Source organism: Flavobacterium cupriresistens, assembly GCF_020911925.1.
Lineage (GTDB): Bacteria > Bacteroidota > Bacteroidia > Flavobacteriales > Flavobacteriaceae > Flavobacterium > Flavobacterium cupriresistens.
In genome coordinates this window covers 4422975-4447705 of record NZ_CP087134.1, presented here as the reverse complement: position 1 = coordinate 4447705, position 24731 = coordinate 4422975, and the positions used below count along the sequence as shown (strand labels likewise).

General features: G+C 34.7%; 18 protein-coding genes. 12 read left to right on the top strand and 6 right to left on the bottom strand.

The window, feature by feature from the left end; all coding sequences use genetic code 11:
- Nucleotides 1–308 precede the first annotated feature (308 nt).
- The 4 genes from LNP23_RS18155 to LNP23_RS18140 all read right to left on the bottom strand — a co-directional run bounded on the left by LNP23_RS18155 (nt 309) and on the right by LNP23_RS18140 (nt 4912).
- Complete coding sequence (locus LNP23_RS18155) at nt 309–1274, bottom strand: NAD-dependent epimerase/dehydratase family protein (protein ID WP_230002301.1); 966 nt, start codon at nt 1272–1274, stop codon at nt 309–311.
- Complete coding sequence (locus LNP23_RS18150; RefSeq protein WP_230002300.1) at nt 1271–2050, bottom strand: SDR family NAD(P)-dependent oxidoreductase; 780 nt, start codon at nt 2048–2050, stop codon at nt 1271–1273. Before LNP23_RS18150 ends, LNP23_RS18155 begins: the two co-directional genes overlap by 4 nt.
- Before the next feature lie 296 nt (nt 2051–2346).
- The gene (locus LNP23_RS18145; protein WP_230002299.1) at nt 2347–3441 is read right to left on the bottom strand and encodes a helix-turn-helix domain-containing protein; all 1095 of its coding nucleotides are present in this window, start codon (nt 3439–3441) and stop codon (nt 2347–2349) included.
- 442 nt (nt 3442–3883) lie between these two features.
- Entirely contained in the window at nt 3884–4912 is a 1029-nt protein-coding gene (locus LNP23_RS18140; RefSeq protein WP_230002298.1) for a LacI family DNA-binding transcriptional regulator, read from the bottom strand.
- Between the two features lie 285 nt (nt 4913–5197).
- On the opposite strand from LNP23_RS18140, the gene LNP23_RS18135 reads away from it, so the two are divergent.
- The 10 genes from LNP23_RS18135 (at nt 5198) to LNP23_RS18090 (ending at nt 20586) form a co-directional block, all read left to right on the top strand.
- Complete coding sequence (locus LNP23_RS18135; protein WP_230002297.1) at nt 5198–6637, top strand: glycoside hydrolase family 28 protein; 1440 nt, start codon at nt 5198–5200, stop codon at nt 6635–6637.
- A gap of 40 nt (nt 6638–6677) precedes the next feature.
- On the top strand, nt 6678–9779 hold the full coding sequence (locus LNP23_RS18130) for a SusC/RagA family TonB-linked outer membrane protein (protein ID WP_047777248.1): 3102 nt from the start codon (nt 6678–6680) through the stop codon (nt 9777–9779).
- Between the two features lie 11 nt (nt 9780–9790).
- Entirely contained in the window at nt 9791–11410 is a 1620-nt protein-coding gene (locus LNP23_RS18125; RefSeq protein WP_230002296.1) for a RagB/SusD family nutrient uptake outer membrane protein, read from the top strand.
- A 428-nt stretch (nt 11411–11838) separates the two neighbouring features.
- Nucleotides 11839–12780: an alpha/beta hydrolase gene (locus LNP23_RS18120; protein WP_230002295.1), complete on the top strand. Its 942-nt coding sequence runs from the start codon at nt 11839–11841 to the stop codon at nt 12778–12780.
- Between the two features lie 12 nt (nt 12781–12792).
- On the top strand, nt 12793–13758 hold the full coding sequence (locus tag LNP23_RS18115; RefSeq protein WP_230002294.1) for a DUF4861 family protein: 966 nt from the start codon (nt 12793–12795) through the stop codon (nt 13756–13758).
- Between the two features lie 4 nt (nt 13759–13762).
- A complete protein-coding gene (locus LNP23_RS18110; protein ID WP_230002293.1) occupies nt 13763–14986 on the top strand; it encodes a glycoside hydrolase family 88/105 protein in 1224 nt (407 codons plus the stop codon).
- Nucleotides 14987–15008: 22 nt separating this feature from the next.
- On the top strand, nt 15009–16226 hold the full coding sequence (locus LNP23_RS18105; RefSeq protein WP_230002292.1) for a glycoside hydrolase family 88/105 protein: 1218 nt from the start codon (nt 15009–15011) through the stop codon (nt 16224–16226).
- 69 nt (nt 16227–16295) lie between these two features.
- On the top strand, nt 16296–18305 hold the full coding sequence (gene pelA / locus LNP23_RS18100) for a pectate lyase (protein WP_230002291.1): 2010 nt from the start codon (nt 16296–16298) through the stop codon (nt 18303–18305).
- Between the two features lie 27 nt (nt 18306–18332).
- Nucleotides 18333–19682: a glycoside hydrolase family 28 protein gene (locus LNP23_RS18095; RefSeq protein ID WP_230002290.1), complete on the top strand. Its 1350-nt coding sequence runs from the start codon at nt 18333–18335 to the stop codon at nt 19680–19682.
- 160 nt (nt 19683–19842) lie between these two features.
- Nucleotides 19843–20586 carry a rhamnogalacturonan acetylesterase gene (locus LNP23_RS18090; RefSeq protein WP_230002289.1) on the top strand — a complete coding sequence of 248 codons (744 nt, stop codon included), beginning with the start codon at nt 19843–19845 and terminating at the stop codon, nt 20584–20586.
- 36 nt (nt 20587–20622) lie between these two features.
- Here LNP23_RS18090 and LNP23_RS18085 read toward each other — a convergent pair whose 3' ends face one another.
- Nucleotides 20623–21642: a helix-turn-helix domain-containing protein gene (locus LNP23_RS18085; protein ID WP_230002288.1), complete on the bottom strand. Its 1020-nt coding sequence runs from the start codon at nt 21640–21642 to the stop codon at nt 20623–20625.
- Nucleotides 21643–21660: 18 nt separating this feature from the next.
- Nucleotides 21661–22641, bottom strand: coding sequence for a helix-turn-helix transcriptional regulator (locus tag LNP23_RS18080; protein ID WP_053004259.1), 981 nt, complete (start codon nt 22639–22641; stop codon nt 21661–21663).
- Between the two features lie 503 nt (nt 22642–23144).
- Here LNP23_RS18080 and LNP23_RS18075 point away from each other — a divergent pair.
- On the top strand, nt 23145–23621 hold the full coding sequence (locus LNP23_RS18075; protein WP_230002287.1) for a YcxB family protein: 477 nt from the start codon (nt 23145–23147) through the stop codon (nt 23619–23621).
- A gap of 104 nt (nt 23622–23725) precedes the next feature.
- Nucleotides 23726–24178 carry a hypothetical protein gene (locus LNP23_RS18070; protein WP_230002286.1) on the top strand — a complete coding sequence of 151 codons (453 nt, stop codon included), beginning with the start codon at nt 23726–23728 and terminating at the stop codon, nt 24176–24178.
- Nucleotides 24179–24731: the final 553 nt, after the last annotated feature.

Genomic DNA, 24731 nt, shown 5'->3' with positions numbered 1-24731 from the left:
TAACCAACGGATTTAAAAGACATTGATAGAGGCTTTAGCCAAAATTTGACTCTTAAGTTTTTTGGCTAAAGCCTATTGACTCGAGTCTACACAACCGTTGGTTAAAACCAACGGCAATTCAAATCCATATTAATTATTTGCAATAAAAAGGAAAATATTCTGGATGCAACTGTTAGGCGTAAATTTCAATTTTATGATTTATCATAATTTGTAGAATTTTTATTGACTGTTTTTCTAAGCGCATTTCGGCAAAACTTATATTTTCTTACATCACTTATATGGTTTAAAAATATATGGTTTTAAAAAAACTACTTTTTTGAATTAAAATAGTCTACTGCTTCAAATAGTGCATTTTCAATAGGGCTGTATTGCATTTTGAGTTGCTCTTTGGATTTTTTGTTGCAGTAATAATTGTTTACACACAGGATTCGGGTATTGACGAGACTTAGACTTGTTTGTATTGAAAAAAAACGGACTGTACTTCCCATAAACCCTAAGGCAATCAATATAAATTTTGGTACAGGAATTAAAAATTGCTTTCGATTTTGCTGCGTTCTGAGTTGTTCAAAAAAATGTTTATAAGAGAGATTTTCTCCTGCAATAAGATATTTATCTCCTGTGTTTCCACTTTCAAAACTATTAATGATAGCACTGACAACATCTTTTACAGCCACAAAATTTTTGCCTCCGGGCGGATAAAAGACAACCTTTTTACCTAAACTCATCAGAATAATTTTCCCTGAACTCGGCTTGCTGTCGTAGGGACCAATCATAAAAGTTGGATTTAAAATTTTTACCGCCATGTTTTTTGCATTCTTCAATACATATTCTTCTGCTTTAAGTTTGGTTTTTGCATAATCTAATTGCGAGAAGGGACTTTTGATTTTTCGGGATTCATTTCCTAAGCTTGCAAGAGAGCCATAACCAATAGTGTTGGCGGTACTAATGAAAATAAATTGTTTCACCTGTTGTTTTTGGGCGCTTTTAAATAATAACACTGTGGCATCATAATTTATCTTTTCATAATCGGAATAGCGAATAAGATTTGTAGCCGTTTCGGCAGCGATATGAATCACGATTTCAATGTTTTCAAGGTATTCGGTATGATCAGCGTGCAGATTAGATTTTATTAATTTTAGATTGGAATTTAGGTTGCCAATATATTTATCAGGATCTCTAGTGACTGCGGTGATCTGATAGTTTTGAAGTAACAATTCGTTGGCCAGATTGGTTCCTAATAATCCGGTTATTCCGGTCATGAAAACTCTTTTCATAAGGCTAGTTCCTTTTTAATTTTATTGGAGAGCATTGGCAGTTTGAACCAAACAGGCAAAATTTTCAGGAAAAGCCAGCTAAATTGATTGACCATGATTACAGTATCTCTTTTCTCTAATCGGTTCAGGCAAAAAACGGCCACCTGATCTGGATCTAAGGAGGTCATTTTGGCAAAGAATCCCTGACTTTCAATTCTCTTTGTTACCTCGTCATTTGTTTTCATCGGACCAGGATTTACAACACTCACAAAAACATTTGTATCTTTTAGTTCTTCATATAAACCTCGTGAAAAGGAGTATACAAAAGCCTTTGAGGCCGGATAAACCGTTTTGTAGGCAATAGGAGAAAAGGCGGCAAGACTGGAAATGTTTAAAATATAGGCTTTATGGTGACGCTGTAAATTGGGCAATACCTGATGCGTCAACAAAGAAGTGGCCATAACATTAAGCTGAATAATATTGTCGAGATAGTGTACACCAGCCTTCTCAAATTCTTTTGTACCGCCTATTCCGGCATTATTAATCAACATTTTCAGGTTGAAATTGTCGTTGATCCAACTGGCTAATTTTAGCACATTACTTTTTCGGGTCAGATCAATCTCAAAACTGTGGATTTTGATCTTAAAACGACTTTGTAATTCCATACACAATTCCCGCAAGTTTTGATTGGGCAAACTCACCAAAATTAAGTTCTCATTTCTTTGTGCAAGTTCATAGGCAAACGATTTTCCTAAACCCTGACTTGCTCCGGTTACTACTGTATACAACTCTTTCATTTGTTTGTGATTTAAGGTGTAAAAGTAGATTCGATAATTGGGTAAAAGGTTCGGATTTATCTATCGGAACCTATTTTAATGTTTAATAGTAAACTCTTTGGGTGTAATTAATTTTACCACATAGAGTCATAGTTTGCATAGCTAATAAAAGGGCGCTTCACTTCAAATAAAACACATAAGACTATGTGTAAAAACTATGTTTTTATTTAAACAGCATAAATTGTAAATCCCAAATCTATGTGTCTATGTGTTAAATAGTATTGATCCGAATTGGCCCTAATGTTGCCAGCAGTAGTTTATTGTCTTGAATGCTTTTTTCGGTAATCGGAAGGCGTATCACCGGTCATTTTTTTGAAAGTAGTATTAAAAGAAGTCTTAGAATTGAATCCCGCATCATAACCAACAGCTAAGATCGTAAATTTATCATTATCCTGTTTTTCGAGCAGTTCTTTGGCTTTTTGAACTCTGAATTTGTTGACGAAGTAGAAAAAATTCTCATCAAATCCGTTGTTGATGATATAAGAGAGTTGATGTCCGGAAAGCCCCAGCATATCTGACAATTTGATTAGATTAAGTTCGGTGTCCAGGTAAGGTTTTTCTTCGGACATTAACTGTAGTAACTTATTTTTGTAAAGCGCTAATTCTTTATCATCAAACAGTTTGTTTTTCGGAGTATTACCTTCGTATTGCGCTGTAAAAATTTCGGTTTCTTTTTCGGGAACATACCCAACCGGAAACAACTCCTTTTGTTTGATTGAATGATAAGCCACAAAATAAACCGTGCCCAAAAAGAATAAATTGATATAGGTATTTAACGGTCCATTTGGAACTAAAATGGTATAAAGAATGGTTGCTAAAGCAGACAGAACCAAACAGTAGATAATGTACTTGATCCAATTGAGGCTAATTAATTCCTTGTTGGATGAAAAAATCTCAATGTCCTTTTGATGTTTAAGTATTCTTCTAAATGATAATTGCAGATAATACAAAGCGTGAAGTGGAGAAACACAACTAATCCATAAATTGATAAGTGTTTTATCTAACAAGGATCGGAACAGGATAAGGATTAAAAAAAGCAGCGGTACAACAAGAAATCGCAAGTCACGAAATGTTATTTTGTAATTCGGGCTGGTATAAAATACAATGCTGAAATAGAAAGGAATAGGGGTAAATAATTGAACAAAACGTATAATGTAAAAGATAAAATCTCCTTTCTCTAAATGACTCGCAAAGAGCAGTTCATCTAACCAGAAACTCGACCAAAGCAACAAGAAAATTCCAAAAGAGATATTCGCCTTCCGATTTACAGCATCAACATTGCTCAATTTGAGAAACGACAACAAAGTCAATCCTCCCACAATAAAAATAGTCGTTAATAGATTAATATTCATGTGCAGTGGAACTTATCGTTGACGTAACAAAAGTAATTTTTTATGCTGTTGGTTGCGAAATTTATTTATGAAATTTATGCTCAAATGATTGCTTAAAAATTCATAATGCAACTCATTTATTTTTAACTGACCATATGTAGTTCTATTGAGAGTTGTTTAATACATAGACACATAGTTTAAGAATGTACAGTTTAAGGAGTTTCAAGAAAATCAAGATTTTCTCAAATAATCTTATGTGTTTTATTTGAAGTGAAACGTCTTTTTTTAGGCTTTGTGAGCTATGAGTCTATGTGTTATAATGAATTACGCCCAACTAAAGCCCCCAATAACGCAAAGTAATTACACCCATAACTACAATGAACTTACATCACTTATATGTTTTAAAAAAAAGAACCCAATAAACATTGAAGTTATTGGGTTTATTATTCAAAGGAGTATTTCACTAAGAGACAGTTCGGGAAGACGATTTCCGAATATGTAATTCCGGAGCCAAAACAACCTTTTTCTCAATTTTGATCGTATCCGTTTTATCTACCTGTTCTAAGAAAACGCGAGCAGACATTTTTCCCATTTCAAGAGGAGACTGATCGACAGAAGTAATTGACAATTCCATGAACTTAGTAAAAGGCTCATTACTAAAACCAGCCACACAAAATTCTTCCGGAATGCTAATATTTTTTTCTTTTAATACCTGAATAGCCCCTAAAGCCGCAAAATCACTCGATGAAAAGATAGCGTCAGGCGGAGTTTCTAATTGTAATAAGACATTTACAGCTTCCTTACCGGAATCTAAAGCACTTTTTGTACGAATAACATACGCTTCATTAAAAGGCATTCCATGATCTGATAAAGCCTGTTTGTAGCCCAAAAACCTGTTTTTAAAGATTTCCAGAGACAAGTCTCCTGAAAAATGAGCAATAGCTTTGCAACCTTCATCAATCAGATGTTTGGTGGTCATGTATCCACCTTTAAAGTCATTGATGGTAACAGAACTGACACCATCTATATGTTTACTTCTGTCAAAAAATACTAAGGGTACATTTTTATTTAATACATATTGAAAAGCAGCCGTATTTTCGTTTGCCACATCGGTAACAGACATTAAAATACCATCTACCTGAGCATCTATTAACGTATATAAGTTTTCACTTTCTCTTTTAGGATCTTCATGTGTCTGGCAAATGATGACCTGATAACCATGCGGATGTAATTCTTCTTCAATACCTCTGATTACCGAGGCAAAAAAGTTGCTGTCAATGCGCGGAACAATTACTCCTATATTATTACTACGGCCACTTTTTAAGGCTAAAGCAAGTTTGTTTTGCTTGTAATTCATCGAAGCTGCCGTTTTGAGTACTAACTCACGGGTGCTTTCTTTTATTTTCGGATTGTTGTTTAACGCTCTGGAAACGGTTGCAGCGGTGATATTCAATTTCTTGGCAATATCGTAAATGGTTATTTTTTCGCTCATTCAATAGGTTTTCAAGTTAGTTACTGGACAAAAGTACATTTTTTTTGTATAACAATTATTTAATGTTATCGATTACCAATATTTATATCTTAACGATTTGCAGTACTACAATGATAATAAATTATGCGTTTTTTTACATTAAGTGTAAATATAATTGGTAATAAAAATTAAATATATAAATTTTTTCTAAATAAATTTGGTGCAATCAAAGTATTTTTTTACTTTCGTGTAATCGATTACATAAAACTTACAATTGTTGCTGAAAAATAAAAAACTACGCCATAAATGATTGCAAATAAATCTATAGTGTTACAATTAACAACCGTTCTTGGTTTGATTTCCGTATTGTTTTTATCCTGTGGAAAACAACCTCTAAATTCATCTGAAGTTGATCCATGGAAAAAAATGGAATTAATAGTAAAGAGTATTCCTGAAACGCATTTTTCTAATAAAAGCTATTCGGTAAATGATTTTGGTGCTGTTGGAGATGGAAAAACGTCAAACACGCTGGCTTTCGAAAAAGCAATTAAAGAGTGTGCTAAAAACGGAGGAGGAAGAGTACTCGTTCCAAACGGAAAATACCTAACCGGACCGATACATTTAGAAAGTAATGTAAATCTGCATTTAGAAGATCAGGCCGAAATTCTTTTTAGTACAGATCCAAAAGAATATCCACTGGTTCATACCTCATGGGAAGGAACAGAATTAATGAATTATTCTCCTCTTATTTACGCGAAGAACAAAACCAATGTCGCGATTACCGGAAAAGGAACTCTTAACGGTCAGGCGAATAATGGTAACTGGTGGGTTTGGTCCGGAGGTAAGGAGTATGGATGGAAAAAAGGGATTCCGTCGCAAAATGACCCGCAGAATCGAGAAGTATTGATTGATATGGCCGAAAGAGGAGTTCCGGTTTCCGAAAGAGTCTTTGGTGAAGGACGTTATTTACGCCCCAGTTTTATTGAATTCTTCGAATGTAACACCGTGCTCCTAAAAGATATTAAAATTATAAACGCACCTTTTTGGATTGTACATCCGATAAAATCGAATAACATGATTATCGACGGTCTGACGATAAACAGTCACGGTCCTAATAATGATGGTTGTGATCCGGAATACTCTCAAAATATAATCATTAGAAATTGCACGTTCAACACGGGTGACGATTGTATTGCCATAAAATCCGGCAGAGATGCTGACGGAAGAAGGGTCGCAATTCCGAGTAAAAATATTATCGTTCAAAATTGCAAAATGATAGACGGTCATGGCGGGGTTGTAATGGGAAGCGAAATTTCGGCTGGCGTCAACAATGTCTTTGTTGAAAATTGCAGCATGGACAGTCCAAATCTGGATCGCGCCATCAGAATCAAAACCAACTCGAAACGCGGTGGTACAACAGAAGATATCTATGTCAGAAATATTGAAGTTGGAACGGTACGCGAATGCGTGTTGAGAGCAACGATGACGTACAATGTGTATGGTGGTCAGGAAGGAAAATTTATACCGTCCATCAGAAATATTAGTTTGGAAAATATTAAAGTAAAAAATGGAGGTAAATATGGGATTCTGGCCGACGGTTACAAAGAATCACCGATACAAAATATCACCCTGAAAAATGTGGTAATAGAAAAAGTAGATTCCCTCTATTCCCTTAAAAATGTCAAAAACGTAAACTTTTTAAATACTTATATCAATGGAAAAAAAGTAGAATCGATTAAAAATTAAAAGCTAATAACTATCAATTAACCAAACCATTAAAACAAAAATGAGCATAAAAAAACTATTAAAGAGAAAGAGAAAATACAGCATTGTATTTTTATTTTTCCTGAATTTAATATTAGGGACTCAGCTGTATGCCCAGAATAGTCAGGAAATCACATTGGAAGGGAAAATTACAGATGCAGCAGGTCTTTCTTTACCGGGAGTAAATATTCTCGAAAAAGGGACTAAAAATGGAGTGTCAACAGATTTTGAAGGAACTTATAAAATAAAAGTCAGTAGCAGTAAAGCGGTATTGAATATTAGTTTTATAGGATTTCAAACACAGGAGATTACGGTAGGAGGAAAAACAACCATTAACGTAAGCCTTGTTGAAGATACAAATGCCTTAAAAGAAGTTGTTGTAGTTGGGTACGGTACTGTAAAAAAGACCGATCTGACTGGTTCAGTAGGAACATTGGATGCTAAGGCCATTACCGAAAAGAATACGACCAATGTACTGGAAGGAATACAAGGAAATGTAGCCGGAGTTCAGATCAATGCTTCAACGGGACGTTTGGGTGATCCTTTCACAATTGCAATTAGAGGAAAAAGTTCCTTTTCGGGAGGAGCGACACCTTTGTTTGTGGTAGATGGAGTTCCAACGGACGGAATTGACTTTCTAAACCCACAAGACATTGCAAGAATTGATATCTTAAAAGATGCTTCTTCCACAGCGATTTATGGTTCACGTGGTACCAATGGAGTTGTTATCGTAACTACCAAAAGTGGATCAACAGCCAAAGCCGGAATGACGGTTTCTATTGATTCTTACATTGGAGGAAAACAAGTTGCGAGATTGCCTAAAATGATGAGTGGACAAAAATGGTGGTTGTATCATCAGTCGGCTTATTTAACGACAGCTAAAAAAGATCCGATTACGGGAACCGTTACACCGGCGACTTTAAATGCTACCGTTATAGGTACACAAAACTCATTACTTGCCGAAAGAGTAGCCAACAATGATACTTTTGACTGGTACGATGCCGTACTTAAAGATGGTATTCAACAAAATAATTACGTGTCAATTTCAGGTCGCGGTGATAGCGGATTAGCGTATAATTTAGGTATTGGTTTGCAAAACGAAACTGGAAATGTTGAGAATGAATCCTTAGATAAATACAGTTTTAAAGTGGGTTTAACACACAAACTGAACGATAAATTTACAGTGGGAACTAATTTGACACTGACCAAAACAAATCAGGAATTAGGAAGTGCTTTGGCTATGCAGGAAGCTTTCAGATTAAGTCCGTTTTACACTCCTTATGATTTGCATGGAAACTTATTTCCATTACCGGGAAAATTGACAGACGATTCAGGTGCTTTCTTAATTAATAAAACAAGTACTTATAATCCGTTATTGGAAATTGCCAATTCAACCAATGAAATTACAAGATGGAACGGTGTAGGAAATGTATTTGTAGAGTACAAACCAATATCATGGCTTACTTTTAAATCTACTTATGCAGTTGGTTATGATCACGCCAGACAAGGACAGGCGTGGGGTGCTTTAACCAATACAGGTGTTGCTAACAGAAATTTACCTTCGGCTTCAGTTAATGAAAAAGGAAATTTCAATTCAACCTGGGACAATCAGTTTACGATTAACTATGATTTAAATAAGGATCATTCTTTTACTTTATTGGGACTTCAAAGTATGTATTATGATAAAACGGAAACCACTTCGGCAAGTTCTACAGATCAGCCATTTGATTTGGGATTTGACAATTTAGGTTCAGGGAAACAATCGACTTTTTTAGTAGGTTCAAGTTATCTTAAAAGTACTTTACTTTCTTATGCGTTACGTTTAAATTACAGTTATAAAGGACGTTACTTATTGACGCTATCAGACAGATGGGATGGTTCTTCCCGATTTGCAGACAATAACAAATGGGGTTCATTTCCTTCAGCGGCATTCGCATGGAGAGTAGTGGATGAGAGTTTTATGAAAACCCAACAAGTTGTTTCCGATTTAAAACTTAGAACAAGTTACGGATACACCGGAAACAACAAGGTAGCGGCTTATTCTACCATTAACAAAATAGATCAGCAAACGTATTACGATTACAATAATACAACGGCAAACGGATGGTTGCAAGGGAAACCGGCCAACAAAGAATTAGGTTGGGAGAAAATGAGAGAGTTTAACGTTGGATTGGATTTCGGATTTTTAAACAATAGAATTACAGGTAGTGTAGATGTTTACGACAGACTTTCTACCGATTTATTACTGGATCAGAAATTACCAACAGAAAATGGATACGGAACTTACACCAATAATATCGGTTCCGTAAGCAATAAAGGAATAGAAGTATTGTTAACCACAAAAAACATCAATACTGATTTTGTGAAATGGGAAACAACTTTCGTTTTTTCAAAAAACAACAATAAAATTGTATCGGTTTACGATGAAGAAAATGATGATGTAGGGAACAATTTGTTTATTGGTGAATCGATAGACGCTATTTACAATTATAAATTTACAGGAATCTGGCAAGCCAATCAAGCTGCTGAAGCCGCATCTTACGGACAAAGTGAGGGTCAGGCAAGAGTAGAAGATGTAAATGGCGACGGAAAAATCACAACAGACGACAGACAAATTTTGGGTCACGCCAATCCGGATTGGACAGGCAGTATTTCAACAAAATTGAATGTAGGTAATTTTGATTTATCAGCTTCAGCAATTATCAGCGAGGGATCGTATGTATTTAGCCCTTACCACGCCAACTTTACGAATGTATTTGACAGAGGTCGTCAGAAAGCTGATATTGACTGGTATATTCCGGCAAATGATGCAGGGTTACCGGCGAATGCTTCTAACCAATATCCAATGGCATTTAACGAAGGTACTTATTGGAATTCTAATGGTGTAGGTTATTACAGAGATAACTCTTTTGTGAAAATTAAAAATATTGCTTTAGGATATACTTTTAAGCCAAGCGTTATTGAGAAATTTAAAATGAAATACCTGCGTTTTTATGTAAATGTTTTAAATCCATTTGTATTCACCAAGTATGATGGTTACGATCCGGAATGGGCTGCAGCAGGATTTGGTGTAGGTCGTGTAGCATCGATTACGTATCAAATGGGAATGAGTGTTAAATTTTAAAAAGAGTCAAAATGAAAAAAACAATAATAACCCTATCAATAGCATTATTAACACTTAGTTCTTGTAGTGATTTTATCGAAGAGGACAACAGATCCAGCGCTGAGACTTCGGAATATTTGAAGTCATCAGGATATGAATCTTTAATAAATGCAAATTATGCAGAACTAAAAGATATTTACGGTGGTGAACCCTGGTTGTTTGTTTCCGGAACAGATTTATATGCCGAGGGCAGAAGTACAGAACCAATCGGAATAAGCCAATATACACAACTGACTTCTTCCTCTCCCAATGTAGATTATCTGTATAAAGAATGTTACAAAGCCATTCAAAGAGCCAATACAGCTTTGCATTTTGGAGAATTAACAGAGAAAACGGCAACCTTAAGTGCCCGAATCGGAGAGGTAAAGTATCTAAGAGCAAATGCCTACTTTTTATTAGTACAAACCTACGGAGGTGTTAGTTTAGACACCCAATATCACGATTCACCGGTATTGTCTTTTGATAGAAATTCAGCAGAAGAAATCTATACTTTTATAGTTAAAGAATTAGAAGAATCTCTCAATTTGGTACCCGCCGGTGCTTTTACAGGAAGAGTGACCAAAAGAGCCGTTCAGGATTTATTGGCAAAAGTATATTTAACCAGAGCCTATGAAACTTTTGGTGCCGCAACCGATTTTGCAACTGCTGCAAAATATGCAGACGATGCTATAGCCGGTCAGGCTTTGACTATTAAGTATAGTGATTTATGGTTGCCGGCAAATGATATAAATGCAGAAGTAATTTTCTCGGCTCAGTTTAGTGCCGGTTCTAACAGTTCCAACCCGCAGACTACCGGAAACGGGCAAGCAAGTTATTTTAGTTCTTATTTAGGAGGATCAGAAGTGGCAGGTAAAGCGCCTTACAGATCATACAACTTATTGCCAACTGATTTCGCGATTGGACTTTTTGAAAAAGGAGATACCCGTTGGGATGGAACTTTTATGACACAAACCTATACAAGATATTATGATTATTATGATGTAGCCAATAAAACAGGTTTAGCGGTTACTCATTTTTATGTACCCAAATGGATGACTCCGGCAGAATTAGATGCATACAAACTGGCAAATCCAAAAACTAATATTCACCTATACGGAACTTATGGTGCAGGAAAAGGTTTGAATAGTGATTACCAAACTATTCCGGTTCGCAAGTTTGATGATCCAAAAGCACCTTTCGCTACTAGTTCAACTACACCAAGAACAAGTACCCGTGATTTTGTAATTTCCAGATTGGCAGATACCTATTTAATTGCAGCAGAAGCTTATTTGCGCACCAATCCTGCCACAGGATTAATCAGATTAAATGAAGTACGCAAAAGAGCCGGTGTGGCCAATGCAACTGCCGGAGAGTTTAACATCGATTATATTTTGGACGAAAGAGCAAGAGAAATGATCGGAGAATACAACCGCTGGTTTGATTTGAAGCGTACCGGAAAATTAATCGAAAGAGCCTCTTTACATAATTTCAATATTAAAGCAGCAAATTTTGACGGAGCAAATGGAGAAAAGAAAATTTTGAGACCAATTCCACAAGAGGCTTTGGATTTAAATCAAAGTAAAAATTTCCCACAAAACCCGGCCTATAATTAATACAATTAAATACATAGAAACATAGTTTTGCGCTGATGAAAATGAAAGTAAAGTAAAGTAAACACCATACCTTTCATAAAGCATACGATAGGAAGAATAACAGGACTCAAATATTCTTTTTCGAACAGTAAAGTCTATGTTTCTATGTACTAAAAAAGAATGACATTCAACGAGTTAATTTTAAACAAGTAAACAAACAACGATACATTTCAAAAAGTATACTATGTGAGGAATAACATGATTCAAATATTCTTTTTCGAATGGTAAGTTCTATGTTTCTAAGTGTTAAAAAATAATTGCGATCAACAAGTTAATTTTAAATAAAACAAGAGATAAACATTTGGTTGATGCCTATTTCTTGTTTTTTTTGAATGGTATTAGGAGCTTGATAAACAGCGAGCTTCTAATGCTGTTTTAAATCAAAAGCAATGAAAAAAATACTGTTACTAGTTTTTGCTTTATCCGTAAACCATAGTCAATCGCAGACGGCTTACAGTATCGATACAACCTATACAATAAAAAGCACCTACGCCAAGCTGATCAAAAAATACCCTTTTATAAAGATCGCCGAAGCAAAGAAGGATGAAAATGTGGACCAGATTTACGATATAGTTTATAATAAGCAAAAAGAGAGAGCATTACATTTAGATTCTTTTGTAAATTCGAAGGAGGAAAAGAGAAATCCGGTTGTAATTTTAATTCATGGTGGAGGATGGAAGTCAGGCAATAAAAATCAGATGTGGGTTCTCGCACAGGAAATAGCCTCAAGAGGATATACCTGTTTTGCCGTTGAGTACCGATTATCAACTGAAGCGAAATATCCGCAAGCGATATATGATGTAAAAAACGCGATAAAGTTTATAAAAGATAATGCGAAAAGATTTCATGCAAATCCAAACAAAATTGCGATTTTGGGCTGCTCTTCGGGCGGACAAATGGCAGCTTTGATTGGTACAACAAATGAAGACTTGACTTTTGAAGATACAAACAATACAAGTAAAACATCCTCAAAAGTAAACGCGATTATTGATATAGACGGAATTTTGGCTTTTAAACATCCGGAATCAAATGAGGAAGAAATGGCTGCTTTTTGGTTGAATGGGACTTATGAAGAAAATTCGGAGAACTGGAACAAGGCTTCAGCTTTGAGTCACGCTAACAAAAATACACCTCCAATACTTTTTATAAACAGTAGTTTCGAAAGATTTCATGCCGGAAGAGACGATATGATTGCCATTTTAAATCAGAATAGCATTTACAGTGAGGTTAAAACAATAGCAAACACACCGCATTCTTTTTGGTTTTTTGAGCCGTGGTTGCAGGAAACAGTTGGTTATACAACGCAATTTTTAGATAAAATTTTTAAATAATTCAGGAATAAAATGAAAGCAAGAATTCAAATAGCGACTTTATTTTTATTAGGTTTTACAGCAGCCAATGCGCAGCAATACGATATAAAAAAGAACAAAACGTACGCCGAAATATCCGCAAAAACAGATGGAAAATGGGAGGCACGCAAATACATTGGAGGAACCACTTTTAATAATGTTGACCGACTAAAATTGGCTCCGGAACATACCGATCATTCCTTTGATATTCGCTACGAAGGTCCGGGATGGGAGAACAACAGAATTGGATACCGCTTGTATTTAGATTGGAGAAATGCGATTGATATTTTCGGAAAAAAAACAACTGAGAATATATTACCAAAAGTAGGACAGGACAATTTTGATTCCTATCACGAAATGAGTGATTGGGGAGCAGATATCCTCAAAGCCGGAAAAGGAATCGGAATTGGATCAATAGATCGTTATTTAAACAAAGAAAAATTACACTTCCACGAAGTCGATTCAACAATCGCCTATGTGACAAATAAAGCTAACGAATCGGTAGTAAAAATTGATTATTTCGGATGGAAAACCGCTTCAGATAAAATTAACTTTATATCGGAATTAACCATAAAACCGGATCAACTGTATACACAACATGCTTTTAAAGCTTCATCAGCAATTCAGGGAATTTGTACCGGAATCGTGAAACAAAAAAACACCGAATTGCTTAAAAAAGAAAGCAAGAATAAAAAGTGGGCCTATTTAGCAACTTATGGTCAGCAATCACTGGTTCCGGATAAATTGGGAATGGCTCTTTTCTACGAAGTTAGCACTATTGAAAATAACGTTGATACCGATTTAGATTATTTGTTAGTATTCAAACCCACAACCAAATGGACTTCATTCTATCTGTTAGGTGCCTGGGAACAAGAAGCAAACGGTATTAAAACAAAAGAAGAATTTGTAAAATATCTGGACGAAAGATTAGAAGTACTGAACAAAAAAGGTAAAATGTAATAGTATGATAAAAGCTGTTTTTAAAAAGATCAATTTTATAAAAGTTGTTATTGTTTTACTGCTGATTTTTGGCAGTAAAATAAAAGCACAAGGTCAGAATGATTCCGATAAAACGATTATCTCTGATCAGTTAAAATGGTCGGAAAGAACAGCGCTAACTGTCTTAAGAAACTATCCAAATGCCTGGCAGCTTGATGGCAATGACAAACCGAAGTGGGATTATAAAATGGGTTTTGTATTGTCCGGTTTTGAAAAATTATTTCAAAAGACAAACGACAAAAAATATCTGAACTACATAAAAAACTATGTCGATGAAAGGATTGACAGTAGCGGAAGTATTAAAAAGTACGATTTAAAAGAATACAATATCGATTATTTAAGCCCTGCGAAACTGCTGTTTAATTTATATGAGGTTACAAAAGATTCCCGTTACTTAAAACTATTGGGTCAATTTCGAAATCAATTAGAAAGTCAACCCAGAACAGCCAGCGGAGGATTTTGGCACAAACAAATCTACCCCAACCAAATGTGGATTGATGGTTTGTATATGGCCGAACCCTTCTACGCACAATTTACCATGAAGTATGAAAAAGGGAAAAGTCTGGATGATATTGCGAAACAATTTGAGTTGGTACAAAATTACATAATAGACAAACAGACAGGTTTAATATATCAGGCTTGGGACGAAAGTAAGGAAATTGGTTGGGCCAATAAGCTAACCGGAACATCGCCAACAATCTGGGGGCGTGGCATTGGCTGGTATATGCTGGCTTTGACAGAAACACTGGATTATTTTCCAAAATCACATCCAAAGTATAAAGTTTTAGTTGCCTATCTCAATCAAATAGCCAAAAATGCAAACGAGTATAAAAGTCCCGAAGGTTTATGGTATCAGGTAGCAGATAAGCCTCAATTATTTGGGAATTATGTCGAACCATCGGCTTCTGCAATGCTTATTTATGCTTTTGCAAAAGGAGCAAACAGAGGATATTTAGCTTCAAGCTACAAGCGAACGGCTCAAAAATCATTTGACAGTTTTATAAAAGAGTTTGTAAAAGTGAATAAAGCGGGTGAAGTAAACATTCTCAATGTTTCTTCAAATGTTGGTTTGGGAGGAAAACCTTTCCGCGATGGTACAAACGAGTATTACCTTACTGCAAAGACAAAAGAAAATGGAGCAATAGGTATCGGAGCCTTTTTATTAAGTGCGATTGAATTAGATAAATAGTAGAATTTAAACAATTTTTAAAATGATAAATAACAAAAAGAATATACTTGTATCAGTACTATTAATTTGCACGATGGTTTTTACAAACAGCAAACTGATCGCGCAGGAGCAGGTAAACAAGGATATCGTTATTGCTAAAAATCTAAAATGGTCAGACAAAATGACGTTGACCTTAATGAAACGACATCCCGAAGCTTATATGATCGACGATTCTAAAACACCAAAATGGGATTATGTTCACGGATTAGTTTTACATGGAATCGAAGAATTGTATAAAAAAAATCCGGACCCAAGATACAAGGCTTATGTAAGAGGTTATGTGGATGCATTGGTTCAGGAAGATGGTACTATTAACACTTATGAATTAGATAAATACAACATTGATTTGGTTGTACCCGGCCGTTTGCTTTTTGATGTTTATGCCACTACAAAAGAAGAAAAGTACTTAAAAGCATTACAGCTTTTACGCAAGCAGCTAAGCGAGCAACCGCGCACCAAAAGCGGCGGTTTCTGGCACAAGCAAATATATCCAAACCAAATGTGGCTAGACGGTTTGTATATGGGAGAGCCATTTTATGCGCAATACACGGTTACCTTCGAAGATGGAAAAAATCTCGATGATGTGGCCAAACAATTTGAACAAATTCAACTACATGCAACAGATCCAAAAACAGGTTTGTTGTATCATGGTTGGGATGAAAGCAAAGAAATGCCATGGGCTAATAAAGAAACGGGAAATTCCCCAAATTTCTGGTCCAGAGCATTGGGATGGTATGCCATGGCACTTGTCGATGTATTGGATTATTTCCCAAAAGAACATCCAAAGCAAAAAGAATTGGTAAAATATTTAAATTCCGTTTCCGCAAGTTTAGCGAAATATCAGGATCAATCCGGTTTATGGTATCAGGTAACCGATAAAGGTGGAAAGGAAGGCAATTATTTAGAAGCCTCAGGATCTTCTATGTTTGCTTATGCTTTTGCCAAAGGCGCTAACAAAGGATATCTACCTGCAAAATATAAAAAACTGGCGAACAAAGCCTTTGATGGTCTGACTCAACAATTAATTAAAACAGATGCCGATGGTGGAATTACACTTACTCAAGCCTGTCAGGTAGCTGGTCTAGGAGGAAAACCCTATCGTGACGGTTCATATGACTATTATGTAAACGAGAAAAAAAAGGATAATGACCCAAAAGCAACCGGCCCCTTTATTCTGGCAGCCCTGGAATTAAACAGATAAAATATTAAATTTTTCTAAACCCGACAGGTTTTTCAAACCTGTCGGGTTTAAGTACGTAACAAATTAAAAATGATACTCAAAAAAATAATAATACTACTAGTTTTATTAGTCACAGGTTTTGTAGCAAATGCTCAAAACACCTATAAAAACTGGTCGGATATTATTCGTAAAAATGGTGCTGTCTGGTTTGCCTCTGTTGAAGCCCAAAAAATAGCGGAAAATGTGTTGTTGTATCAAAGAGATATTGGCGGATGGCCCAAGAACATACAAATGCAACAGGAATTAACTTCTCAGCAAAAAAAGGATCTGATTGCGCTTAAAAAAACAGCATTAGAAACTACAACAGATAACGGTGCGACTTGTCAAGAGATGCTTTTTATGTCTAGAATGTATGCTGAGGTCAAAGACGAACGATACAAAGAATCTTTTTTAAAAGGAATCAATTATTTACTTGAAGCACAATACGCAAATGGAGGATGGCCGCAATTTTATCCGTTGAAAAAAGGATATTACACCCATATCACCTACAATGATGATTCGATGGTTAATATTCTGAATGTTCTAAAACAAATTAGTGAAAGAACAGATTTTTATAGCATTAAACCATCAAATGAAATAGTTGAAAAAACTAAAAAAGCCTTCAATAAAGGTATAGATTGTATCCTAAAAACACAATACAGACAAAACGGAGTATTAACCGCCTGGTGCGCACAGTATGATGAAATAACGTTGACTCCGGCAAAAGCAAGAGCCTATGAACTTCCGTCTTTAAGCGGAAAAGAATCAGCTAAAATTACCTTGTTATTAATGTCAATAGAGAGCCCCTCTGCGGAAATTAGTACTGCTGTAAAAAGTGCCCAGGCGTGGTTTGAAAAAACTAAAATTACCAATCTCGAAGAAAAACGGGTACTAAATGACGACGGAAAAATCATAGAGAAGAAAATGATAGTTACGTCAAACGGAGCACCAATTTGGGCAAGATTTATGGAATTGGATACAAACGAACCTTTCTTCTGTGATCGTGACGGAATTAAAAAGAAATCTTTAGATCAAATCGGCTCCGAGCGTCGAAATGGTTATGCCTGGTATACAGATGAGCCCAAAGAAGTTCTTAAAAAATATGCCGGATGGGCAGCAAAAAACGGAGTGAGAATGGAGACAGTTGTAACTCCTTCAAAGAAAAAAGAACATTATTTTACGGTGGCTCAGGACGGAACGGGAGATTTTATTAAAATTCAGGAAGCAGTAAATGCCTGTCCGTCCTTCCCGTATGAAAAAGTAACCCTCTTTATAAAAAACGGAATTTATACCGAAAAAGTGAGAATCCCGGAATGGAACACCCATTTGACTTTAATAGGCGAAAGTAAAGAAAATACGATCATCGCATTTGACGACAATTTCGCAAAGATAAATTCAGGACGAAACAGTACTTTTTACACCTACACCGTTTTGGTTGAAGGGGATGATTTTTCGGCATTCAATTTAACCATTAAAAATACTTCGGGAGACAATGGTCAGGCGATTGCGTTGTCTGTTGTGGCCAATCGTGTTCAGATTTCGAATTGTTTGATACTTGGAAATCAGGATACTTTATACCTGTCGGGGGAAAATGCCAAACAGTATTTTAAGGATTGTTATATTGAAGGAACAACCGATTTTATTTTTGGAAATGCAACAACTTTATTTGAAAATTGTACAATCCATAGCATCAAAGATTCTTTTATTACCGCCGCTTCAACTCCAGAAGGGACGGCCTTTGGTTTTGTTTTCAAAAACTGCAGACTAACCGCTGATCCTGTAGCAACGGCAGTTTATCTGGGAAGACCATGGAGAATTTATGCAAAAACAGTATTTATAAATTGTGATATAGGGAACCATATAAGACCCGAAGGCTGGCAAAACTGGTCTAAACCCGAAGCAGAAAAAAAAGCCTTTTATGCCGAGTACAATTGCAAGGGAGAAGGATATCAACCCCAAAAAAGAGTGCTGTGGTCGCATCAGCTTTCCAAAAAAGAAGCAGAAAAATATACAATAGAAAATATACTTCAGGACACAGTACCAAACTGGTTTTCAAACTAAATCCGGTTTTCATAAAAGTAAATACAAATGAATTTTAAATACCTCCTTATTTTATTAATTTCTTGCAGTTCTTTCGCTCAGAAAGCGGAATTTCCAACTGCAGAAGTAGATGCTATTGTAAACCGAATTCAATTACCGGTTTTTCCTTCCTTCCAAATTAATATTTTGGAATTAGGAGCAAAAGGGGATTCTGTTACCAATACAAAATTGGCTTTTGATAAAGCCATGGCATTGTGCAAAAAGAATAAGGGAGGAACCATAATTGTACCTAAAGGAATCTATAAACTAAATGGACCGATTCACTTTGTCAGTAATGTCAATCTTAGACTTGAAAAAGGGGCAAAGATTAAATTTAGTGATAACCCGAAAGACTATTTGCCAATGGTTTTGACAAGCTGGGAAGGAACAATGCTTTACAATTACAGTCCGTTAATCTATGCTTATGAATGTACTAATATTGCGATAACGGGCGAAGGAACGATAGACGGAGAAGGAGGGAAGGTCTGGAAAAGTTTTAAAGCCAAAGAAACGGAAGGGAAAAACAGAAGTCGTGAAATGAATCACAATGCAGTTGCATTAAAAGACAGAAAGTTTGGAGAAGGTTTTTTCCTGAGGCCACAAATGATTCAGTTTTTTAATTGTAAAAATATTTTGGTAGAAAACATTCATATCGAAAATGCACCATTTTGGTGTTTGCATCTGTTAAAATCAGAAAGTATTACCGTTCGTGGAGTCCATTATAAATCGTTGAATTACAATAATGACGGAATCGATCCGGAGTACGCAAAAGATGTTCTAATTGAAAATGTAACTTTTGATAACGGAGATGATAACATTGCCATTAAAGCAGGAAGAGATCATGAAGGAAGAGCCAATTCGGTTACTCCAAGCGAGAATATAGTAATCAGAAATTGCAATTTTAAAGGACTTCACGGAGTTGTCCTGGGAAGCGAAATGTCAGGCGGAATCCAGAATGTTTATGTAGAGAATTGCAAAGCGGTTGGTTATTTAAAAAGAGGAATTTACATAAAAACCAATGCAGATCGGGGTGGATTCATTAAGAATATCCATGTCAGAAATATCCAACTGGATGAAGTAGAAGATTGTTTGTATATAACAGCAAATTATCATGGAGAAGGAAAAGGTTTCCAGTCGGATATATCAAATATACATTTTTCTGCTATCACCTGTAATAAAGCAACAGAATCAGGAATAGTCATTCAGGGATTTCCCGAGAAGAAGATTCGAAATGTGTTTCTAAACAATATCGAAATAAAAGAAGTAAAAAATGCCCTTTCTAATGAAAATGCAGAAAATGTGATCATGAGTGATGTTTTTATTGGTAAAAGAGCGACGGTTCCCTCCGCAGCGAAATGAGTTTTTTTGAGGTTCAAAGGTGCAAAGTTACAGAGGTTCTCAGTATTAAAGCTTAGAAAATACTTTGCGACTCTGCGTCTTTGCGAGAAAAAAATAACTCCACTTTTGTAAACGCTTAACACACGTTGGCTTTGCGGTAAAACTCTAATTTTTAAATAAAATGAACTATTATCTATCCTTCATATTCTTAATTTCCATGAGTTGTCTGGCACAAAAAACGACAGTTTATTGTATTGGTGATTCTACCATGGCCAATAAAAAAGATCCCGATAAAAATCCCGAACACGGTTGGGCGCAGGTTTTGCAACCCTTTTTTAAAGACAATATTCTGGTAGAAAACAAAGCAGTAAATGGCCGAAGTACAAAGAGTTTTATCGCCGAAAAACGTTGGGATTCTATCTATAAAAAACTTAAAACTGGAGACTATGTTTTTATAGAATTTGGCCATAATGATGAGAAAACGGGAGATTCTGCCCGATACACCAATCCACATACCGCATACCGATATAATTTAATCCGATTTGTAAAGGAAAGCAGAGAAAAAGGAGCCGTGCCTATACTGCTAAGTTCAATTGCCAGACGAAATTTTAACGAGCAAGGTGTATTGATTCCGACCCACGGTGATTATCCATTAGAAACACGACTGGTTGCACAGGAATATAAAGTACCGTATATAGATTTAGAATATTACACTGAATTATTAGAACAATCTTACGGAGTAGAAAAATCAAAATTACTTCATTTGCATTTTAAAGCCGGAGAAGTACCTTATTATAAAGAAGAGAAAAACGATGATACACATCTTTCCTTATTGGGAGCAACGGAAATTGCTAAAATTGTGATCAATCAAATAAAACTTTTGGATGATCCTTCTCTGGTTAAACTCCAAAAAAGTATTAGATAACAAGTTGTATTTTTATCCTAGTACTCGTTTTAGAGTTTAACTGGCATATCTTCTGTTATTTGTCTGGTAGGTCTTTCTTACAAAATCTTCTGAAGGCTTTCTGTGATGGAAAGTATAATATTTGGATCGGAAATGATTGAGTCTGGTGTAATTTAATTCATACACAATCTCTGTCAATGTATTATAATTCCCACTTTTTAAAAGATCATTCGCCAGTATCATTTTTTTTTTAAGAAAGAGATTTTTAGGGGAATTATTGAATTGTTTTTTGAATAGTATTTTATATTTGGAGGGAGACATACCAGCCATTTTGGATAAAAAACTTACGGTAGGAAACGAATTGGTCAGATTATCCAAAAAATAGTTTTTTGTTTTTGCAACCGCTTCCAGTTCAATTCTGGTTGCTTCACTTTGTACTGCTGATGAATTTTCGCATCGAATTATAAAATTACCCAGCAGTTTTAATGAAATACCTTTTAAAAAAGAGTCAAATGAAAGATCAGAAATTGATTTATCCTTAATTGATTTCAGTAATAAATTGCTATTGCTGTCAATAGTATCAAAAAAGTGATGGGAGTTTCCCATCGCTTCATTTTTTCGTTTGGTATATTCTTCAATCGTATCTGCTCTTAAGTATTCATTTAATACTTTTTTGTCAACTAGTAGTTGTAATACTACTGTTCGTTTATTGATTAAAGGTCTGAAAGCGCTTTCTATCTTGTTGTTTGAAATAGTGAAACTCGGATTTTCAAAAGAATCGATTTGATACTCTACAGCATCAATTTCTATTGAATTGGGAGAATCACTTAAATCGAAGTGAAAAATATATAAATCATTTTCTGATTTTAATCGATTTACTTCAATTGGTTTGGTTAAAACAAAATCAATAAACAATGCAGAAATCCCCGGAGTTATCTGGGTGAAGTAGGAATGCCCCTCACCAAGTGCTTCCGGTATAACAATTATTTTTCCATCAATAAGTTCAGCGCTTATTTCTTGAGCTAACGCTTGATGCCATTCGGGTGTCAGGTTATATGAAAGAGCTATTTTTTTCATTAGTGGCGACATTTAAGATTATAATTGTTTAATATAATTCTTTGGAGAAACTCCAAAATGCTCCTTAAATTTTGAAGAGAAATAGGAGTTATTACTAAAATGAAGTTTATCTGAAACTTGAGAGATTGACAATTGTCTGCTTTCAAGAAGTTCTTTTGCCAGAAGGAGCTTATTATTCAGAAAGAAGGAGTTTGGTGTTAAGCCGGTTACTTTTTTAAATAAATTTTTGAATTTTGATTCAGACATTTTTGCATTTTTTGCCATCACCGCAATAGTAGGAAAAGCACCTTCAATATTTTCAGTTAGAAACATTTGAATGGCTATTATTTTTTTAAGATCTGTTTCTTTAACAGTTTGAATAACAAACTTATCAAGTGCTATTTTTTTTATATAACTAGACATTAAAAGATGTACCGTAGCCCTAAGATTTAGATCAAAAACTGGCCCACCGGCATTTAGTTTGCGCAAGTCATTTAATATATGGTAACTTTCATCAGCAATCCTGTCAATTCTGATAATCGTATTTTTTTCGGGATCGATAAGCTTTTGTAAATCGGGAAAAAAAAGAGTATTGTTTTTAACAAATGTATTAAGGACGTTCTTTTTTATAAATATGCAAAGGGCATAGGTATTACTTCCTGACTTGACGTGAAAATCAGTTAGAAGTGAGCCGTCAATTACAGCCAAATTATATTTCCATCGTCCTATATCGAAGATTGTATTATTGGTTTCTAAACTGGCGTCACCTTCAGTAAGATCATAGTACAATGCTATAAAATCATTTCTTGAGTTTTTTTGAGTAAAGAGTACGTCTTGATGGTATTTTACATTGACATAATAGGCTACAATTCCTTCTTCACATTCAAGGAAATAACGGATTCCAGTGTGGATATCCTCAGGAACATTTATAAAGTTACCCTCTACTTTTCCTCCAAATTGTTCTGTTAAATGTTGTACCCAACTTAAGTCAGCACTATAAGAGTGTTCAATTGTTTTCATGTGGTATTTCTATTGTTTTACAAAAAATATTTTTTACTCCTAACTCGTAAGCAAAAGAATTCATTATTTATTTAAAATCTTTTCTTCTCCGACACCTTCGCCATTTCTAATATAATTGTCTGTCACAAAACATTCTATTATTTAAAATATAATTATGGTATGTATTTATATTTTATCATACGCAAAGTTCTTTAATAAAAAGTTAAGATGTTTTGATGTATTTATTAGTGTTGCATTTTAATTGATAAGTGTTTTGTTTGTGGTTTTTAGTGCTGATTTACAGTGTTTTATGTTTGAATAATTAAAGTCTTATTCTGATATTTATATGTCGTAAGGGGGTAATTTGAAACTTGTTCTGGCCTCTAATTTTGCATACTGTTTTAATGAAATACTTAAATCAGAAAATATAAAATGTACTAATTAGTAATGTCAAGAATATGAATACGTCTAAAATTTCTATAGAGTTTGAACTAAATGTTACTGAAATACAAAAACTGAATAAGATGTATTTTAAACGTTTATACAAAGAAAGGGTTACAGTTCTTTTTACCATCGCTTTAGTAGGTTTCATCTTTTTTGATTTTTTTAATTTGAAAAGTGATGATGATGTTTTAAAATGGTATTTAAGAAGTTCAGTGCTGATGGTGTCGTTTTTTGTATTTCATTATGCATTTGTAAATACCATCTGCAAAGTCATTTTTAAGGTAATGAGAAAATTAGAGGGGTATACTAATTTCATAGGGAAGTACCGACTCAATTTTACTAATTCGAACATCCGTGTAAATTCTCCGATAGGTGCTTTTGTCCATAAATGGAGCCAAATTGAAAAAGCAGTCTTGACCAAAGATTTCTTTTTTTTATATGTGAAAGATACTGATCAGCACATTATATCTATTTCAAATAGATGCAAGAATGGTAGAAATCTGAGTGATTTAATTGCCTTTGTTGAGAATAATGTGACTGAAATTATGAAAATTTAAAATCTTGAATAGGAGCGTTTTATGCTTTAAAACGAGATGTAGTTAGTGATAATAATTGAATAAAAATATTTAGCCACCGGGCTAAAGTTAATACAAGGAAATCAATGGAAAAGAGAACTGTTTTGGTCTGTGATACCAATAAAGTATTTGTGAAAATGTTTAAAAAGAAATTGCGTCAGGAATTTGAGTTTGTTGACCATTCTCTTTTGACAGAAGATGCAATCAAAGATGAGAATTTTGATGGTTTAATATTTGTAGTATATAACAAAATTGAACTGGTCAATTTATTAAAAGTATATAAAAGAGAAACAAATGTTTTAGTCTGCGTTTTTAATGAGCAATTATTTGCAAGAACAGCCTTTCTTGAAGAATTCAGTGGTGTAGTGCTTTTGGATGGTTCAAAAACGGGTATTGATCTGATGGCAGATTTAAGATACAACTTTAAAAAGGCTTTAAATTTTAAACAACGACTAATAGAATCTTTTTTGGATTCAGCTGTGGTAGAAAACCAATTGTACATTTTTTTTAAAAATTGGATTGCTTTTTCTGGCTCGTAGTTGGTTTGTTTAAGAATACGAGAGCATTTTAAAAACCAAGATATGTGATAGTATTCTTGGTTTATTTTTTTCTGGGAAATTTGCAGCTACTTCAAATTTCAAATTTCAAATTCCAAATTCCAAATCCCAAGCTAAAAAGTCAATTAGAATGAGTTAATTAGTGTAATTCGTCGCTAACTTTTTGCGCCACGAATTACACCAATTTGCGCGAATTGTTTTTTTGCTTGAGATTAAAAAGAATAGCGCAGATTATCTAATCCTTTTAATCCTTTAATCTGTGGCTTTTTTTCGCTTGTAGCTCTACGAGGTTTTGCGACACTTTATCAAATTGCCAAACGTTTTAAAAAAAGTAATAACCCATTAAATAGACTAGACTCCAGGTTAATCATTGTATGAGGAGGTATTTCTATATCGCTTTTCTGTAATTTTTGAAGATAACAACTAATAAGACTATCCTGAAATCGGTGGAAAATGGTAAGAATTAACCGAAATAGATGGCGTGAGAGAGAAAATTTTGAAAAAAACTGCAACAAATTCGGAGCTTATTTTTTAT

Excerpts from the sequence above, each read along its gene's own strand:
- LNP23_RS18155 (WP_230002301.1), bottom strand. The coding sequence starts at position 1,274 with ATGAAAAGAGTTTTCATGACCGGAATAACCGGATTATTAGGAACCAAT.
- LNP23_RS18150 (WP_230002300.1), bottom strand. The coding sequence starts at position 2,050 with ATGAAAGAGTTGTATACAGTAGTAACCGGAGCAAGTCAGGGTTTAGGA.
- LNP23_RS18145 (WP_230002299.1), bottom strand. The coding sequence starts at position 3,441 with ATGAATATTAATCTATTAACGACTATTTTTATTGTGGGAGGATTGACT.
- LNP23_RS18140 (WP_230002298.1), bottom strand. The coding sequence starts at position 4,912 with ATGAGCGAAAAAATAACCATTTACGATATTGCCAAGAAATTGAATATC.
- LNP23_RS18135 (WP_230002297.1), top strand. The coding sequence starts at position 5,198 with ATGATTGCAAATAAATCTATAGTGTTACAATTAACAACCGTTCTTGGT.
- LNP23_RS18130 (WP_047777248.1), top strand. The coding sequence starts at position 6,678 with ATGAGCATAAAAAAACTATTAAAGAGAAAGAGAAAATACAGCATTGTA.
- LNP23_RS18125 (WP_230002296.1), top strand. The coding sequence starts at position 9,791 with ATGAAAAAAACAATAATAACCCTATCAATAGCATTATTAACACTTAGT.
- LNP23_RS18120 (WP_230002295.1), top strand. The coding sequence starts at position 11,839 with ATGAAAAAAATACTGTTACTAGTTTTTGCTTTATCCGTAAACCATAGT.
- LNP23_RS18115 (WP_230002294.1), top strand. The coding sequence starts at position 12,793 with ATGAAAGCAAGAATTCAAATAGCGACTTTATTTTTATTAGGTTTTACA.
- LNP23_RS18110 (WP_230002293.1), top strand. The coding sequence starts at position 13,763 with ATGATAAAAGCTGTTTTTAAAAAGATCAATTTTATAAAAGTTGTTATT.
- LNP23_RS18105 (WP_230002292.1), top strand. The coding sequence starts at position 15,009 with ATGATAAATAACAAAAAGAATATACTTGTATCAGTACTATTAATTTGC.
- pelA (WP_230002291.1), top strand. The coding sequence starts at position 16,296 with ATGATACTCAAAAAAATAATAATACTACTAGTTTTATTAGTCACAGGT.
- LNP23_RS18095 (WP_230002290.1), top strand. The coding sequence starts at position 18,333 with ATGAATTTTAAATACCTCCTTATTTTATTAATTTCTTGCAGTTCTTTC.
- LNP23_RS18090 (WP_230002289.1), top strand. The coding sequence starts at position 19,843 with ATGAACTATTATCTATCCTTCATATTCTTAATTTCCATGAGTTGTCTG.
- LNP23_RS18085 (WP_230002288.1), bottom strand. The coding sequence starts at position 21,642 with ATGAAAAAAATAGCTCTTTCATATAACCTGACACCCGAATGGCATCAA.
- LNP23_RS18080 (WP_053004259.1), bottom strand. The coding sequence starts at position 22,641 with ATGAAAACAATTGAACACTCTTATAGTGCTGACTTAAGTTGGGTACAA.
- LNP23_RS18075 (WP_230002287.1), top strand. The coding sequence starts at position 23,145 with ATGTATTTTAAACGTTTATACAAAGAAAGGGTTACAGTTCTTTTTACC.
- LNP23_RS18070 (WP_230002286.1), top strand. The coding sequence starts at position 23,726 with ATGGAAAAGAGAACTGTTTTGGTCTGTGATACCAATAAAGTATTTGTG.